At 65.8% G+C, this 17,178-nt stretch carries 13 protein-coding genes, 1 pseudogene and 1 riboswitch; of the genes and pseudogenes, 7 read left to right on the forward strand and 7 right to left on the reverse strand.

The window, feature by feature from the left end:
* Window positions 1-4: 4 nt before the first annotated feature.
* Together ACUCV3_RS16215 and ACUCV3_RS16220 are read left to right on the forward strand one after the other, a co-directional pair.
* Complete coding sequence (locus ACUCV3_RS16215) at window positions 5-1,129, forward strand: hypothetical protein (protein WP_482240885.1); 1,125 nt, start codon at window positions 5-7, stop codon at window positions 1,127-1,129.
* Window positions 1,126-2,496: a cytochrome P450 gene (locus ACUCV3_RS16220; RefSeq protein ID WP_482240886.1), complete on the forward strand. Its 1,371-nt coding sequence runs from the start codon at window positions 1,126-1,128 to the stop codon at window positions 2,494-2,496. The genes ACUCV3_RS16215 and ACUCV3_RS16220 overlap by 4 nt, the downstream gene beginning before the upstream one ends.
* A gap of 154 nt (window positions 2,497-2,650) precedes the next feature.
* Here ACUCV3_RS16220 and ACUCV3_RS16225 read toward each other — a convergent pair whose 3' ends face one another.
* The 6 genes from ACUCV3_RS16225 to ACUCV3_RS16250 all read right to left on the reverse strand — a co-directional run bounded on the left by ACUCV3_RS16225 (window position 2,651) and on the right by ACUCV3_RS16250 (window position 12,583).
* Window positions 2,651-2,830 (reverse strand): hypothetical protein, encoded by a 180-nt coding sequence (locus tag ACUCV3_RS16225; RefSeq protein ID WP_125985443.1) that lies wholly within the window; start codon window positions 2,828-2,830, stop codon window positions 2,651-2,653.
* Window positions 2,827-3,732, reverse strand: a complete 906-nt coding sequence (locus tag ACUCV3_RS16230) for a transglutaminase family protein (protein ID WP_482240887.1) — start codon at window positions 3,730-3,732, stop codon at window positions 2,827-2,829. Before ACUCV3_RS16230 ends, ACUCV3_RS16225 begins: the two co-directional genes overlap by 4 nt.
* Window positions 3,729-6,212, reverse strand: coding sequence for a circularly permuted type 2 ATP-grasp protein (locus ACUCV3_RS16235; RefSeq protein ID WP_482240888.1), 2,484 nt, complete (start codon window positions 6,210-6,212; stop codon window positions 3,729-3,731). The genes ACUCV3_RS16230 and ACUCV3_RS16235 overlap by 4 nt, the downstream gene beginning before the upstream one ends.
* A 3-nt stretch (window positions 6,213-6,215) precedes the next feature.
* Window positions 6,216-9,560: a transglutaminase family protein gene (locus ACUCV3_RS16240; protein ID WP_482240913.1), complete on the reverse strand. Its 3,345-nt coding sequence runs from the start codon at window positions 9,558-9,560 to the stop codon at window positions 6,216-6,218.
* A gap of 621 nt (window positions 9,561-10,181) precedes the next feature.
* A complete protein-coding gene (locus ACUCV3_RS16245) occupies window positions 10,182-12,278 on the reverse strand; it encodes a prolyl oligopeptidase family serine peptidase (RefSeq protein WP_279727310.1) in 2,097 nt (698 codons plus the stop codon).
* A 20-nt stretch (window positions 12,279-12,298) separates the two neighbouring features.
* A complete protein-coding gene (locus ACUCV3_RS16250; protein ID WP_029547380.1) occupies window positions 12,299-12,583 on the reverse strand; it encodes a hypothetical protein in 285 nt (94 codons plus the stop codon).
* A 108-nt stretch (window positions 12,584-12,691) separates the two neighbouring features.
* Window positions 12,692-12,801, forward strand: a riboswitch (TPP riboswitch).
* Between the two features lie 54 nt (window positions 12,802-12,855).
* Here ACUCV3_RS16250 and thiC point away from each other — a divergent pair.
* From thiC to ACUCV3_RS16275, 5 genes and pseudogenes are all read left to right on the forward strand, one after another.
* Window positions 12,856-14,751, forward strand: a complete 1,896-nt coding sequence (thiC, locus tag ACUCV3_RS16255) for a phosphomethylpyrimidine synthase ThiC (protein WP_279727311.1) — start codon at window positions 12,856-12,858, stop codon at window positions 14,749-14,751.
* 94 nt (window positions 14,752-14,845) lie between these two features.
* On the forward strand, window positions 14,846-15,079 hold the full coding sequence (locus tag ACUCV3_RS16260; RefSeq protein ID WP_010335477.1) for a DUF4160 domain-containing protein: 234 nt from the start codon (window positions 14,846-14,848) through the stop codon (window positions 15,077-15,079).
* Window positions 15,063-15,329: a DUF2442 domain-containing protein gene (locus ACUCV3_RS16265; RefSeq protein ID WP_004209434.1), complete on the forward strand. Its 267-nt coding sequence runs from the start codon at window positions 15,063-15,065 to the stop codon at window positions 15,327-15,329. The genes ACUCV3_RS16260 and ACUCV3_RS16265 overlap by 17 nt, the downstream gene beginning before the upstream one ends.
* Window positions 15,330-15,514: 185 nt before the next feature.
* Window positions 15,515-15,679: pseudogene (locus ACUCV3_RS16270) on the forward strand (LysR family transcriptional regulator); the annotation flags it as partial.
* A 268-nt stretch (window positions 15,680-15,947) separates the two neighbouring features.
* Window positions 15,948-16,349 (forward strand): hypothetical protein, encoded by a 402-nt coding sequence (locus ACUCV3_RS16275; RefSeq protein ID WP_482240889.1) that lies wholly within the window; start codon window positions 15,948-15,950, stop codon window positions 16,347-16,349.
* A gap of 28 nt (window positions 16,350-16,377) precedes the next feature.
* Here the strand turns inward: ACUCV3_RS16275 and ACUCV3_RS16280 are convergent, their stop codons facing one another.
* On the reverse strand, window positions 16,378-17,037 hold the full coding sequence (locus ACUCV3_RS16280) for a DUF6891 domain-containing protein (RefSeq protein ID WP_069335496.1): 660 nt from the start codon (window positions 17,035-17,037) through the stop codon (window positions 16,378-16,380).
* Window positions 17,038-17,178: the final 141 nt, after the last annotated feature.

Below are 17,178 nucleotides of genomic sequence, written 5' to 3' on the forward strand. Positions count from 1 at the left end.
GGCAGTGCAGAAATTCAAGCGTAAAGTCTTTTACCTAGGTGGTTTTGATCCGCGCGGCGTCCGTTTCTATCACCAGCTCTATCGCGATCAGGCGGCCCGCTACACCGCGCTGACCGGCGAGGCGGTGGAGGTCAGCGCGCGCCGCGCCGGCCCCGCCAACAGCGCGATCTGGACCGTCACCAACGCCAGCGCCGGGGTCGAGACCGACTATGAATATCTCCGCTGGGAAGATCTGATCGGCAAGGTCTGGATCCGCCATCCCTTCACCCTCGCCTGGCGCGCTGCCCGCGCCTATGCCGGCCATGCCCGGCTGATGCAGTTCGGTCGGATGCGCAAATTGCGCAGCGGCCCGGTCATCACCATCCTCTATCCGCCGATCCTGGCCGTGCTGATCCCGCTGCTGCTGGCGCTGGTCCCGGCGCTGCTGCTGTCGCTGCTGCTGCCCTTCTGGATCGCCGCGCTGGTCGGCATCGGCATCAGCGCCTTCTTCTCTGGCCGCATCCTCGACAAGCTGGTCGTGCCCTGGCTGCTGCGCTTCATGACCTATCATGGCGCGCTCGCCGCCGACGGGCCGGGCGACGAGCTTAATGCCCGGCTCGACCAGTTCGCCGCCCGCATCGCGGCGGAGCTGGACGGCGACTGGGACGAGGTCCAGCTCGTCACCCACAGCGCCGGCACGATCCTGGGCATGAGCCTGCTGCGCCGCATCCTCGCGCTGCGGGGTGACGCGCTGCCCGACCATTTCGTCATGGTCGGCATGGGGCAGGTGGTGCCGGTCATCGGCCTGCGCCGCGATGCCGGCTGGTATCATGCGGACCTGAAGGCCCTCGCCGACCAGCATTTCCGCTATGTCGACATCAGCTCGCCGCCCGACGGCGCAGCCTATTACAACGTCAATCCGCTGCGCCTTGTCGCCGATCAATTTGCCGCGCGGGTGGACATGCTATCGCCGCGTTTCCATCTCTTCTACGAGCCGGAAAATTATCACGGGGGCTGGTCCAACAAATATGAGGCGCATTTCGATTATCTCAGGGTCGGTGACCGCCTGTCGCCGCTGGATTTCGTGAGCCTGACCGCTGGCCGCCGCACCGTGGACGAAGCCGTCGCCGCCTTCCGGACGATCCCGTGAGCGCGTCCTTCACGCCCCCCTATCCCGAACCGCCCAAGTCGAAGCGCGGCCTTATCAAGCGCTTCCTGCGCGGCTGGCACAGCTGGATCCATGTGCTGTTCGACAAAAGCTACACGATGAAGATGGGCGAGATCCGCATGCCGGGTCAGACCATGTATATCGCCAACGAACTGCCGCTGGTGGACAAGATCCTCAAGGGCGGCACCGCCTTCCCTAAGCATAGCGAACTGGTCCGCAATCTCGATCCGCTGATCGGCAATTCGGTCTTCTCCGCCAATGGCGAGGATTGGGAGAGTCAGCGGGCGATGGTCAATCCGGCCTTCGCCCATACTGCGCTCAATCGCTCAATGCCGCTGATGGTCGCCGCCGCCGACGATCTGCTCACCCGGCTCGATGCCGCCGATCGGACAAAGCCGGTCGATATCGACCCGATGATGACCCATGTCGCGGCCGACATCATCTTCCGCACCCTCTTCTCGCAGACGCTGGACGAGGAACGCTCCAACATCATCCACACCGCCTTTGGCCGGTTCCAGCGGCTCGCCCATTCGGCCTCGATGCTGCGCCTCTACGGCATCCCCGCCGGCTGGTTCGAAAAGCGCTCGAAAGGGCCGGCCCGCGCCATCCATGACGTGTTCCGCCCGATCGTCGAGGCCCGCTATGAAGGCTATCATGGCCGGGGCGAGGCGCCCCATCGCGACATTCTCCAGTCGCTGATCGAGGTGCAGGATGCGCAGACCGGCGCTCACTTCACCTGCGAACAGGTGATGGAACAGGTCTCGACCATCTTCCTTGCCGGTCATGAAACCTCGGCCAGCACCATGACCTGGGCGCTCTACATGCTCGCCGAATGCGCCCATATCCAGGATCGGGTCCGCGTCGAAGTGGCCGGCATCGCCGGAGCCGAAGCGCTGACCGCGCCAATGCTCAAGGATATGGGCCATGTCCGCAACATCTTCCGCGAAACGCTGCGCCTCTATCCGCCGGTCGCCTTCTTCCCGCGCGAAGTCACCTGCCCGATGGAGATGCGCGACAAGAGCCTTGAAGAAGGATCGATGCTGGTCGTCGCGCCCTGGCTGACCCAGCGCAACAAGGATAATTGGGCCTGCCCGCACGCCTTCGACCCCGACCGGTTCGATGATCCGGCCAATGCCGACATGGTGAAACAGGCCTGGTTCCCCTTCGGCCGCGGCCCCCGCGTCTGCGTCGGCGCCGGCTTCGCCCAGCAGGAAGTGATGACCGTGATCGCCTCGGTCATCCGCCGCTACAAGCTGACGATGCCCGCCGGCTTCAAACCCGAACCCATCAGCCGCCTCACCATCCGCCCCAGGACCGGCATGAAGCTGCTGTTCGAGCGGGTGGGGTAACCCGACACTCGCAGATCCTCCCCTGCAAGGGGAGGGGGACCATTTGCATCGCAAATGGTGGAGGGGTGTCACGCTCTCGATAGGGGGATACCCCTCCGTCAGCGCTGCGCGCTGCCACCTCCCCTTACAGGGGAGGATAGATTTGAGCTGTGCCCTATCGGCCCTGCGCCGCCGGCAGTTCCACCTGCACCTGCGTCGGGATCGGCGCCGCCATGATCGCGATTCCCGCGACGATCCCCAGCACGCCCCACACCCAGCGCTTCGCGCGCAAATCCATGACGCCGCGCGCCAGGCAGTAAAGGCCGGCCAGGACCAGGATGATGGCGGCGATCATGCGACTTCCTCTTTTGCCTGTTCGTCTTCGGGCACGACATCGACGGCAACGCTGATGCTCTGGCCCGATCCGCCGACGAACAGCCCGTCCATCGGCGCGACGTCGGCATAGTCGCGGCCCATGGCGATGAACAGATGATCCTCGCCGGTGATGACGCCATTGGTGGGATCGAAGCCGATCCATCCGCGCGTCGGCCCACACCACAGCATCACCCAGGCATGCATGGCGTCGGCGCCGACCAGCCGGGGCATGCCCGGCGGCGGATAGGTGCGGAGGTATCCGCTGACATAGGCGGCGGGCAGGCCGGCGAGGCGCAGCGCCACCACCATCACATGGGCAAAGTCCTGACACACGCCATGGCGCGCGGCAAAGGCGTCGGCCACCGGCGTGCCGGCATCGGTGGCGCTCGGGTCATAGGCAAATTCCGCCTTGATCCGCTGCGCCAGTTCCCATGCCGCCGCGACGATCGGTCGATCGGGCGCCAGCATCGCGCCCGCCCAGCTGCCGATCGCGTCCAGCATCGGCGCGCGGGGCGAGGCATAGAGGAATTGTGCCGCTGCCGACGCGCTGATGTCGCGATCGGCCAGCGCCGCGCGCGCGACCATGGCGATGCTGGGATCGTCGGCCTGCGGCAGGATCGGCGCGCCGCCCGCGACCCCGGCGCGAAAGCGGCTCTCGATCGTCAATTGCCGCAATGGCTGGTCGATCACCAGCCGCTCGACATGCACCGGCCAGGCGCCCGGCCGCGCCTCGATCGACAGCGGCGCGGGATCGACGCTCAAGGCATAGTCGGCGGTCCATTGCCCGGCCCAGGCCATCGGCCGCAGCCGCACATTGAAGCGGGCGACCCGCACCGGCGCGCCATAGCGCAATATGCTTCTGTGCCGGACATGGTAGATCATGACAGCAGCTCTGCGCCTTCGACCTTTTCCGTCTTGCGGACCTGCAGGAAATAGCGCTGGCCGATCGCGTCGGACAAGGCGAGCAGCCGACTTTCGATATCGGTCAGCGCCGCCATGGTCAGCATGTCGCCGGTCAGCGGCGCCAGCGTCGCCGCCAGCGCGCCGGCCAGCCGTTGCGGCTCCTCCGGCATGCCGTCGCCGCGCAGCGTGGGCAAAGCGGCGACATGTTCGCCGATGCGCTGCGTCTGATAGGCGATCGAGCGCGGATTCTGCGGCTCCAGCGCCACCAGATCGCGCACCGGCGGCAGCGACGGGCCGGTCAGATAGCGGTTGCGATAGCTGATCTGGCTGTCATGCAGGTCGAGCAGCACGGTCAGGTCGTCGGCCGACGCCCAGTCGCTGCCCAGCAGCAAGGTCAGCCGGCATCCGGTAATCGCCCGCTCGATCCGCCTCCCCATGTCATGGAAGCGCCACCCCTCGGTGCGCGCCATATTCTCCGCCGCCAGCCCCGACAGCGCCGAAATCCGCTCGATCATGCGCGATGCCGCATCCAGCAGCGTCTCGGTCACCGCCCCGTCGAACGCGGGCAGGGGCAAGCGCACCAGTCGCCAGAAATCGGTTGCCAGCCGGTCGCGCAGCCCCTCGCCGATATTGGCGACCACGCCCATCAACGCGCGCACGCTGCCCGGCTGGCGCGCATCGCCCAGCGCCTGCGCGCACAGCGCGCCGACCGGCTGCGCCGCGTTGCTGGTGGCCCCCCATAAAGCAAGCTGCCCCGCCAGCCGCGCCATGGTCGGCGAATCCGACGACGGCCCCATGTCGACCTCGATCGATTCGCCGATGACCGCGCGGATCACCCGCAGCGTCATTTCGGTCCGCTCGATATAGCGGCCCAGCCAATAGAGATTGTCCGCCGCCTTGGTCGGCAACAGCCCGCCGATCCGCCGGATCGCCGGCGCCCCGCCATCGCCGAGCAGCGTATCGGGCGGCACCGGCTGGCTGTCGATCACGCACATGTCGGCCGACATGTCGCCCTCGCCCATCAAGGCGGCACGGATATCGCCATGCGCGGCCAGCCGGGCAAAGGCGCCCGGCATGATCCGCCATTGCCCCAGGCCATCCCGCGCCACGAACACACGCAGGGTGAAGGGCAGGGGCGTCAGCCGCCCCCCGACGATCGCCGGGGTGGTGGACAATTTAACCACTTCCTGCCCGACATAGTCCATCGGCCGCCGCGCCATCGCCTCCAGCAAGGTCATGCGCTGGTCCGCGTCCAGCATCGATCCCTGCACCGATCGCGCCGGGCCAAGCCCCGCCGCATCCCGGTCGAACGCCGATGCCACCAGCAACTCGTCCAGATGGCCGGTCACATGGCCGCGCTCGCGCTCCTGCCCGCACCACCAGGTGGCGATATTGGGCAGCAGCAATTCGGTGCCCAGCAGGGCCTTGGCCAGTTGCGGCAGGAAGGCGGCAAAGGCGCGCGCCTCGATCACGCCCGCACCCGGCCAGTTGCTGACCATCAGCCCGCCGCGCGCGCAGGCATCATAGAGGTCGGGTACGCCGATCCGCGATTCCCCGTCGAATGCCAGCGGGTCGAGGAAGCGGCTGTCCATCCAGCGCCACAGCCCGTCGATCCGCTTCAGCCCCTCGATCGTGCGCACGAACAGGCGCCCGTCGCTGACGATCAGGTCATCGCCCTCGACCAGCATCAGGCCCAGATAACGGGCCAGATGCGCCTGTTCGGCATAGCTCTGGTTGAACCGGCCCGGCGTCAGCAGGCCGATGCGCGGATCGGCGCGCTGGCAATCGACCGCCAGGCCCCGGCGCAGATCGGCGAAGAAGGGCGCCAGCCGCCGCGTGTTCATTGCGCCCAGCAGATCGCCGGTCGCGCGCGACAGCGCCAGCCGGTTCTCCAGCGCATAGCCGACACCCACGGGCGTGCGCACCCGGTCGGCCAGCACGCGCCATTCGCCATCCGGTCCGCGCCCGAGGTCCGCAGCATAGAAATGGAGATAATGGCCGCGCGGTGGCGCGGCGCCGGTCATCACCCGCCAATAATGCGGGCTGCCGGTCACCACGGCGGCGGGCAGCTTGCCCTCGCGCACCAGGCTCTGGGTGCTGTAGATGTCGCTGATCACCCGCTCCAGCAGCTCGGCCCGCTGCATCAGCCCCTGCTCGATCCGGGTCCATTCGCCAGCGCCGATCAGCATCGGGATCGGGCTCAGCGGCCAGGGCCGCTCCTGCTCGTCGCCGGTCAGGCGGAACGCCAGGCCCAGATCCTGCGCCTGCCGCTCGACATTGCCGGCCAGCGTCGCCGGATCGCCCTGTCCCTGTTCCGACAATCGATCCAGCATCGCCCGCCAGCGTGGCGCCATCTCTGCCGGCGCCCCGGCGAACAGGTCGCCGCCCGACGCGCGCGCCAGATAGTCGCCGGCCCAGCCGGACGCTTCGAGACCCGGCAGGACAGGCGAGTCGGTCATCGTCTAATATTCGGGATGCCTGAACCGAAGGTCCAGCGTCATCGGAAATTCGCTCGGGGGTTCGGTCGGCGGCATGTCGACCGGGCCGGGCGTATGGCCATGATCCTGGAACCGCGCCTTGCGCCGCGCCTCCGCCTCATAGCTGTTGATCGGCACATCGTCATAATTGCGCCCGCCCGGATGGGCGACATGATAGACGCAGCCGCCCAGCGATCGCCCGCTCCAGCTGTCGAAGATATCGAAGGTCAGTGGCGCATTCGCAGGCAGATTGGGGTGCAGGCAATTGGCTGGCGCCCATGCCTTGTAGCGCACGCCGCCCACCGCCTCGCCTGGCACGCCGGTCGGCGTCATCGGCACTCGCCGCCCGTTACAGCTGACGATGTGGCGCCCGGCGACCAGGCCCGACACACGCACCTGCAACCGCTCGGTCGAACTGTCGACATAGCGCACCGTACCGCCGATCGCGCCGGTTTCGCCCAGCACGTTCCACGGCTCCAGCGCATGGCTGATCTCCAGCCCGACGCCGCCGGCCTCCACGCTGCCATGCACCGGGAAGCGGAACTGGCGCTGCGCCTCGAACCAGTTAGGATCGAAATCATAGCCCGCCTGGCGCAGGTCGTTCAGCACCTCCAGGAAATCGGCCCAGACGAAATGGCCCAGGAAGAAACGGTCGTGCAGCGCCGTGCCCCAGCGCACCAGATTGCCCTGCTGCGGCTCGCGCCAGAACCAGGCGGTCAGCGCGCGCAGCAGCAATTGCTGGGCCAGGCTCATCTGCGGGTCTGGCGGCATCTCGAACCCGCGAAACTCGACGAGGCCTAGGCGCCCGGTCGGCCCGTCGGGCGAGAACAGCTTGTCGATGCAGATTTCGGTGCGGTGGGTATTGCCGGTCACATCGACCAGCAGGTTGCGGAACAGCCGGTCGACCAGCCAGGGCGGCGGCAGCTTGTCCTCCCCGTCGCGCACCGGATTGGGCACCTGCGCCAGCGCGATCTCCAGCTCATAGAGGCTGTCGTGCCGCGCCTCGTCGATGCGCGGCGCCTGGCTGGTCGGGCCGATGAACAGGCCGGAAAACAGATAGGAGAGGGAGGGGTGCCGTTGCCAGTAGAGGACGAAGCTCTTGAGCAAGTCCGGCCGGCGGATGAACGGGCTGTCGTTCACGCTCGCCCCGCCCAGCACCAGATGATTGCCGCCACCGGTGCCGACCGACCGGCCATCGACCATGAACTTGTCGGCGGTCATCTTCACCTCGCGGGCATCCTCATAGACGCCCTGGGTAATCGCCACCGTCTCCGCCCAGCTTGTCGCCGGCTGGATATTCACTTCGACCACGCCGGGGTCGGGCGTCACCTTCAGCACGTTGACGCGCGGGTCGGACGGCGGGGCATAGCCCTCGATCCGCACCGGGATGCGCGTCGCCTCGGCCACCTTCTCGACCTGCGCAATCAACTCCAGATAATCGTCCAGCGTCTTCACCGGCGGGATGAAGACGGACAGGAAATTGCCGCGCGGCTCGACCGTGACGGCGGTGCGCACCGCGCCTTCGATGAAGACCTGTTCCTGCCGGTCCTGATGCTCGGCGGTGGCGACTTCGGACCGCTCGAACCGTTCCGCCGGTGCGCTGGTTTCGGCTTCCGCCTCGGCACGATAATCGGCCAGCGGTTCGCGCGGCTCGCTCGTATCCTGCGGGTGGATATAGGGGAAATCGGACGGCGGCACATAGGGTAGGGTGCCCAGCGGCAGGCGGTATCCCAGTGCCGAATCCCCCGGCACCGCGAACAGCGCCTTGCGCCGCACCTTCCACACCTCGCTCTGCCAGCGCGGCGCGCTCGCCTGCGTCTGCCAGCGCTGGATCGGCAGCACATAGCCGACCGTCTTGGAAAGGCCGCCCTCGAACGCGCGCACCATCCGGCTGCGTTCCTCGGGATTGTCGAACTTGGGGTCGCCCGGCTCGGTATTGGCGGGCAGTTCCGCCTCCTTCACCGACCAGGCCAGCGCATCTTCGAACACCGGCTGGACGAAATCGGTCTCGACCCCCAGCCCTTCCGCCATGGCGGTGAGGAAGCGGCCGGCATCCTCGGCGGTAATGGTCGTATCGCCCGCCTCCGGCTCGCCCGCGATCAGCCCGGCATCGCGCCAGATCGGCACGCCGTCCGCGCGCCAGTAGATCGAATAGCCCCAGCGCGGCAGGCTTTCGCCCGGATACCATTTGCCCTGGCCATGGTGCAGCAGCGCGCCCGGCGCAAAACGGTCGCGCAGCCGCCGGATCAGCCGGTCGGCATAGCCCGCCTTGGTCGGGCCGACGGCATCGCCATTCCATTCGCCCGCCTGTGGATCATCGACCGCGACGAAGGTCGGCTCGCCACCGGTGGTCAGCCGCACATCCTGCGCGATCAGGTCGGCGTCCACTTGCTCGCCCAGCGCCATCAGCGACGCCCAGCGTCCCTCGGTAAAGGGCTTGGTGATCCGCACCGCCTCGGCAATGCGGCTGACATTCATGGCGAAATTGAAATCGACCTCGGCCGGTTCGGCCATGCCGCTGATCGGGGCTGCGGACCGATAATGGGGTGTGGCGCAGAGCGGGATATGGCCCTCGCCCGCAAACATGCCGCTGGTCGCATCAAGCGCGATCCAGCCGGCGCCGGGCACATAGGCCTCGGCCCAGGCATGCAGGTCGACCACATCCTGGGTAACGCCTTTGGGCCCCTCGATCGGCTCGACATCGGCAACCAGCTGGATCGAATAGCCCGACACGAAACGCGCGGCAAAGCCCAGCCGGCGCAGCAGCTGCACCAGCAGCCAAGCGGAATCGCGGCACGATCCGGTGCCGATGTCCAGCGTCTCCTCGGGCGTCTGCACCCCGGTTTCCATGCGGATGACATAGCCGATGCGCTGCTGCAGCTTGCTGTTCACATCGACCAGGAAGTCGATCGTCCGCCCCTCGAACGTGGCATGCTGGGCCACCAGTTCCTCGAACAACGGCCCCTGCATCTCGACGTCATAATAAGCGGCCAGATCGGTCTCCAGCTGCTCGTCATAGCTGAAGGGGTAATTTTCCGCATAGGGTTCGACGAAGAAGTCGAACGGGTTGATGATATCCAGATCGGCCAGCAGATCGACCTCGATACTGAAATGATCGACCGGATCGGGAAAGACGATCCGCGCCAGCCAGTTGCCGTGCGGATCCTGCTGCCAGTTGAGGAAATGGTTCGCCGGCTCGATCTTCAGCGCATAATTGGGGATCTTGGTGCGACTATGCGGCGCGGGCCGCAATCTTATCACTTGCGGACCCAGACGGATCGGGCGGCTATAGCGATAGGCGGTCAGGTGGTGCAGCGCGGCCTTGAGCATGATGCGATCAGAAACCACGCTTTGCTGCAATGCAATGCGAAACTGTCGCTTCGCCAAAGATTCTCGCAATTTCCGTTCGCGTCAGCCCCGGCCATCCCCTCATTTAACCGACGTCATCCCGGCCCCTTCGACAGGCTCAGGGCATGCTTGATCCGGGATCCATTCAGCGCTTTCGCGCGGGTGTAACGTCGAATGGATCCTGACTTCCGTCAGGATGACGCAGGTCGTGATTGGCAGGAAGCGACCAAAAGCGGCTGTAAAATCCTCCCCTGCAAGGTTCGGCAGAGGCACGCGACTCTGCCGAAGGGGACCACGAAGTGGTGGAGGGGTGTCACGCTATCGAGAGGGGGATACCCCTTCGTCTGGCCTTCGGCCAGCCACCTCCCCTTGCAGGGGAGGATAGTCTGAAAACGACCAAATGCGGACGTTTCCTACTCCCCTCCCTTCCAGGGAGGGGCCGGGGGTGGGTGCGCCGCGTAGCGGCGGTCTACGGTCGATAGGGCAGAAGCTCGCTGCGCTCGCAACCCACCCCACCCCCTCCCTGGAAGGGAGGGGCTATGTCTTGTTCCCACCCATCCCGGCCATTCGGCGCGCGCTGAATTTGTCTACGCGGCCTGGCCTCTATTTTCCCTCCAGCCTTTGGCTGAAATAGACCATCTGCATCGCCTGCAACCGCGCGCCCTGTTCGATATCTGCATCGCCAGAATGACCGCCGGCGGTATCCTCGTAGAAGAGATAGGGCAGGCCATAGTCCTTCAGCCGCGCGGCGAACTTGCGCGCATGCTGCGGGCCGACCCGGTCGTCCTTGGTCGTGGTCCAGATATAGGGCGTGGGATAGGCGACCCCCTTGCGGATATTGGCATAGGGCGAGATTGTCTCGAGAAACGCCTTTTCCTCCGGCACCGACACGCTGCCATATTCATCGACCCAGGACGCGCCGGCCGCGATCTGCTCGTATCGGATCATGTCGAGCAGCGGCACCTGGATCACCACCCCGTTCCAGAGGTCAGGATGCTGGTTGAACTCCACCCCCATCAAAAGCCCGCCATTGGACCCGCCATAGATGCCGAACTTCCTGGGGCTGGACAGTTTGCGGGCAAAGATGTCCTGCGCCACCGCCGCGAAATCATCATAGATGATCTGGCGTTTGGTCTTGAGGCCCGCCTCATGCCAGGCCGGGCCGAACTCGCCGCCGCCGCGGATATTGGCCAGCACGAAACTATTGCCCCGCTCCAGCCACAGCTTGCCGGTGATCGCGGCATAGCTGGGCGTCATCGGCACCTCGAAGCCGCCATAGGCGGTCATGATCGCCGGCGTGCTGCCGTCGGGCGTCATCCCCTTCTTGTGGACGATGAAATAGGGGATTTTCGTCCCGTCGCTCGATGTGGCCTCAAACTGCTCGACCACCAGCCCCGCCGCGTCGAACCGCGCCGGCATCGCCTTGACCTGCACCGGCTTGGGCTCGGCCGCGTCCATCGCCCATAATGTCGTCGGCGCCAGGAATCCTGCCACCGCCAGATAGGTCTTGTCGCTCTTGTCGGACGCGGCGACCGTGCTGATCGTCGCATTGTCGGGCAGCTCGACCGGCTGCGCAGCCCATCCCTTGGCGCCGCGCGCATAGACCCGCACCCGCCCGCGCACATTGTCATTGAGGCTCAGCACGACCCGATTCTGCGTCGCCACCACCCCGTCGATCGACTGGCGCGGCGTCGGCGCGAACAATATCTCGGGCGTCAGCACGCCGCCATCCTGCAGGGCTTTGAGCGCCACGCTCGCCAGCGCCCCGGCCGGCACGGTCACGCCGCCGCTGGTCCATTCCTCGCTGGTCTGGATCAGCACCTGCCCGTCGACCATGCCCTGCAACTGGCTTTTGGCCGGCAGCGCCAGCCGCTTCGTCCCCTGCGCCGTCAGCAGCCAGGTCTCGTTGCCGAAGAAGGTGACGCCGCGAAACAGGAAGGCGGCCCGATTGCCCTGCCCGTCGCTCAGCAGGATCGGCATCGACATCAGCTGGTCGCTCGCCGCGCCGCGAAACACTTCCTGCGCGTCCTCCAGCCTCTGCCCGCGCTTCAGCGTCTTGATGACGAAGGGATAGCCCGACTTGGTCAGGCTGTCCGCCCCCCAGTCGCGCGACAGGAGGAGCGTATCCTTGTCCAGCCATTCGGCATTCTGCTTGGCGTTGGGAATGTCGAACCCACCCGGCACGAAACGGCCATCGACCAGGTCGAACTCGCGCAGCCGCACCGCATCCTCGCCGCCGTCCGACAGCGCCAGCAGCGCGATCCGTTCCTCGGGGTCGAGGATGGTCGCGCCCTTCCACACCCATTTCCTGCCCTCGGCCCTGGACAGCGCATCCAGATCCAGCACGGTCGTCCAGCTCGGCGACGCCGACGCATAATCGGCCTCGGACGTATAGCGCCACACGCCCTGCGGATGGTCGGCATCGCGCCAGAAATTATAGATGCGGCCATGGATCAGCATCGGCATCGCGATCCGGTCCTTGGCCGACGCGATCGCCAGCGCTTGCCTGTAATAGCCGGCATAGCGCGGATCGCCCTGCAGCGTGGCGACGGTCGCCTTGTTCTCCGCTTCCACCCACTGCATCGCGCGCGGCCCGGTCCAGTCTTCCAGCCAGACAAACGGATCGTCGGCAGGCGCGGGGGCGGGCGCGCCAGCGCCGGTAAGCAGGGCAGCAGAAACCATCGTCAAAAACCTCTTCATTGCGCCCCCCTTTGTTGTCCTCAATCCCGCGCGAGCTGGCCCTTCAGATAGCGCCGCCGTAGCACCGCGCCCGCCACCAGCAAGGGCAGCGACGCGGCGCAGGCGACCAGCCCCAGCAGCATCGGCGACCAGCCCATCAGGCTATGAACGCCAAAGGCCGACGGCAGGATCAGCAGCAGCGCACCCAGCGTCAGCAGCCACAGCCCCCAGCGCCGCGGCCGCACCGCCACCATCCGCATCTCGTGCCGCAACGCCTTGCGCCGGGCCTTCTCGGAATCGGGATGGGGTGGGGCGCTGTTCTGCACGATCGGCCTCTTGCTGGATCTCCTTCCAATTATGGTCTCCATCGCCCCGGCGCAAGGCGATCGGCTCGCGAAGGGCTTCCCCTGTCGCTGCGCTTGCGCTATCCATTGCCCATATCCCCGGGGGACCGTCCGCAGACGGTTGAGAGGCGGCTTTGTGGCCGCGACCCGCTGAACCTGATCCAGTTGACACTGGCGTAGGGAGGGAAGCGCGTCGTGCCACTCGTCCCGTGACACCGCCCGCACTCTCTTTCCGCCTGAAGGAGAGAGAAGTTATGGCAGACGTCCCCGCCCGCACCGAAATGCGCGTTACTACGGGAGCCATTCGCGGCTCGAAGAAGATCCATATCGGCCCGCGCAAGGTTGCCATGCGCGAGATTCATCTGGAGCCGGGGAGCGGCGAGCCGCCTGTCCGCGTCTATGACACGTCCGGCCCCTATACCGATCCCGACGCCCGCATCGACATCATGGCCGGCCTCCAGCAGCTGCGCCGTGACTGGATCCGCGATCGCGGCGATGTCGAGGAATATGATGCGCGCGAAATCCGACCGGAAGATAATGGCCTCAAAGGCCCCGATCGCTCGGGCGGCGTCCAGCCCTTCCCCAATGTCGTCAAGCGCCCGCTGCGCGCCAAGCCCGGCGCCAACGTCTCCCAGATGCACTATGCCCGTCGCGGCATCATCACCCCGGAAATGGAATATGTCGCCGAGCGCGAAAATCTCGGCCGCGCCCGCCTCGCCGAATATGTCCGCGACGGCGAAAGCTGGGGCGCCTCCATCCCCGACTATGTGACCCCGGAATTCGTCCGCGATGAAGTCGCCCGCGGTCGCGCCATCATCCCGTCGAACATCAACCACCCGGAATCCGAGCCGATGGCGATCGGCCGCAATTTCCTGGTGAAGATCAACGCCAATATCGGCAACTCGGCGGTCGCCTCCGACGTCGCCTCCGAAGTCGACAAGCTGGTCTGGTCGATCCGCTGGGGCGCCGACACGGTGATGGACCTGTCGACCGGCCGCAACATCCATGACACGCGCGAATGGATCATCCGCAACTCGCCCGTGCCGATCGGCACCGTCCCCATCTATCAGGCGCTCGAAAAGGTCGGCGGCATTGCCGAAGACCTCACTTGGGACATTTTCCGCGATACTCTCATCGAACAGGCCGAACAGGGCGTCGACTATTTCACCATCCATGCGGGCGTCCGCCTGGCCTATATCCCGATGGCGGCCAGGCGCGTCACCGGCATCGTCTCGCGCGGCGGCTCGATCATGGCGAAATGGTGCCTGGCGCACCACAAGGAGAGCTTCCTCTACGATCATTTCGACGAGATCACGGAGATCATGAAGGCCTATGACATCGCCTATTCGCTGGGCGACGGCCTGCGCCCCGGCTCGATCGCGGACGCCAATGACGAAGCGCAATTCTCCGAACTCTACACGCTGGGCGAACTGACCCACCGTGCCTGGAAACAGGATGTGCAGGTGATGATCGAAGGCCCCGGCCATGTGCCGATGCACAAGATCAAGGAGAATATGGAAAAGCAGCTGCAGGTCTGCGGCGAAGCGCCCTTCTATACGCTCGGGCCGCTCACCACCGACATCGCGCCGGGCTATGACCATATCACCAGCGGCATCGGCGCGGCGCAGATCGGCTGGTATGGCACGGCGATGCTCTGCTACGTCACGCCCAAGGAGCATCTGGGCCTGCCCGACCGCGACGATGTGAAGGTCGGCGTCGTCACTTACAAGCTCGCCGCCCACGCCGCCGACCTGGCCAAGGGCCACCCCGCCGCCAAGGTCCGCGACGACGCGCTCAGCCGCGCCCGCTTCGAGTTCCGCTGGCGCGACCAGTTCAACCTGAGCCTCGATCCCGACACGGCCGAACAATATCACGACCAGACCCTGCCGGCCGAAGGTGCCAAGAGCGCCCATTTCTGCTCCATGTGCGGCCCTAAATTCTGCTCGATGAAGATCACCCAGGAAGTGCGCGACTTCGCCGCCAGGAAGAACCAGCCCGCCGACGGTTTCCTAGAAGCCGGTCTCACCGGCGCGGAAGTCGCCGAAGCCAGCAAGGCCGCCGCGTTGAAAGGCATGGAAGAGATGAGCAAACTCTTCAAGGAAACCGGCAGCGAACTCTATATGGGCGCCGGCGGCAGGGAGCATGATTGAGGCTTTGGCACCCGGTAACTTTCTCGATTTTACCGGGTGATCCGCTCACCGCTTCATTATAGATGGTTCGGCATCCTATGGGGAACCGTGACCGATGCCGACCATCTTGCGCCTCGATGGCTATCGCTTCTATTTCTACAGCCACGAACCCAATGAACCGCCCCATGTCCATGTCGACAAGGGCGGCGCTTCGATCAAGGTCTGGCTAGACCCTATATCCCTCGCAAGGAACACCGGCTTTCGTCGCCAGGAGATAAATGGCATAATCACGATGGTGGAGGCCCATCGGGCGCGCCTGCTGGAGGCTTGGCATGAATATTTCGGCTAGGATCACCGACGAACGTGTTGCCGATGTTCGCTGCGATGCGGATAGCCTGATCGTCGACCTGATGGACGGTCGGACCATCTCTGTCCCCCTTGCCTGGTATCCACGCCTTGCCAGCGCGACACCCGATCAGCGTGCCGTTTGGGAAGTCGCCGGTGGTGGCTATGGCATTCATTGGCCGGATATTGACGAGGATCTCAGCACGGAAGGATTGCTCCGGGGAGCGCCTGCGCCGGTACACCATGCTCGGTAAGCCTTCAGACTATGCCGAGTTTGCGGCAGCAATGCTGCTGGCCGAGCGGATCATGTGTGAAGATCGCGTCATATTATGCGTGTGGGCGAACTAGCGCTTCGGTTCCGCCAATATCCCCTGTCCTACACGGCGATCCTCTGATCTACCCTGGGGAATGACACAGTCCATCCCCGCCCGCGCAGCCCGCGCGCATGGTCGGCATGTCGCCATCCAGCGCGCATCGTCTGCGCCGCCGCCTCGCCGGCACTGCCTTCGACCGGGACTGGAGCAACGCGCTGACGCTCCATGCCCAGGCGATGGCCGACCCGATCGCCACCCAGCTTCGCCCGCAGACCGCGACGCGGCGCTGAGGCATATCGGTGCAAAACAGGTGCAGACTAGTCGCGTCACCGGGGCATCATGGGCGCGTTATGCGTCGCCCCGGTGGCGCGTTCTGATGCAGAGCAGGCGCGTGGGTGACGCGCTGCCGGTGCAAAAGTGGCGCAAATGCCCCGGAAAGGTCGATAACGCTGTGAACTTCGGGTGTGACCCTGCGCCCTTCGTCCGTGCGGGCTTGCAGGATCGCCGAAAATATGAGAACAAATAACGAACATGATTCGTCCTCAGAGGAGGAAGTCCATGGTTCATCGTCTCGCTTCGTTATTGCCGCTGCTGCTCGCCGCGATCATCGTCGGCGCGCCCGATCCGGCAGCGGCCAAGCCCGATTTTTCTCATGTCACCTCGCGCGAACAGGCGGAGGCGCTGGTGGCGACCGGGGCGCTGGTGCGCATCTATCTCTTCCCGATCCGTCTGGGCGGGCCGAGGCGCAAGGCGAATATCAGCTATGTCCCACCCGAAGCGGGCGCCGCGCTCGACCAGATTAGCGGCACGCTACAGCGCTTCACCCGTGAGGGGCTGGTCGATCAGTTCAGGATCATACCCGAATATCGCGGCACCAGTTTCGTGCCGACGCGCATCAACATGCATGCCACCCATAGCGGGCAGGAGGGCGGCTTCCACCCGAGCATCGCGATATGGTGACGGTCGGCGCGCAGCAGGCGCCGCCGGTTCAGGCCTCCAGCATGCGCAGGGTGCGGCGCTTCTTCCAGTCGAGTACCACCTGGATGCGCATGCTCCAGCTGCCGTCCCAGTCGACTGCCAGGTCATGGGCGTCGAGCTGGGCGGCGATCCGCCGGCCGATGTCGAGCGCCGCCGCCTCGCCGGCTGCGCAGGCGCCGTAATTGAGGTAGAGCGCCTCGCCCTCCACCGCCGCCTCGGTGTCCTGCATGTGGAAAAAGGCATAGCCCTCGGCCGGGCGCCCTTCGCCGATCGCTTCCTCGATCTCGTCCCAGATCTCGATCGCGCCGCAACTGCCGCAGCAGGTGAAATTCTGCCGCGCGATCACGCCCTCGGCTTCCAGCGCGGCAAAGGCGGCGTCCAGTCGGTCGCAATCGGTCATGTCGGGCCAGGCCTTTTCGGCGGCATTATGCTCGGCCAGCGCCTGACGCAGCGCGGCCGATGCCTCGCGGCGCAGGGTCGGGCCGGGCAGTTCTTCGACGAACGTGTCGTGGGCGGCGGTCAGGATCGCATCATCGTCATGAAATCCCCCGGCGACGTCGCGCCACACCTGGTCGCGCAGCGCCGCGAGCGGATCATAGGGAGGAAGGGCGGGTTCTTGCTCGGGGGCGTTGGTCTTGCCGAAGATTCGTTTCCACAATGCGCCGAACATGCGTTTGCCTGCCTCCCGCGATGCACTTTACTCGGCTCCAACATGGCGTGGCTTCGGGCAAAGGAAAAGGGGGCATTTGACCCATGAATCGCGACAGCTTCACGGTCCGCCGCAGCGATGCCCCCAAATGGCCTGCCGATC

It is taken from the genome of Sphingobium sp. VMM, from assembly GCF_056790315.1.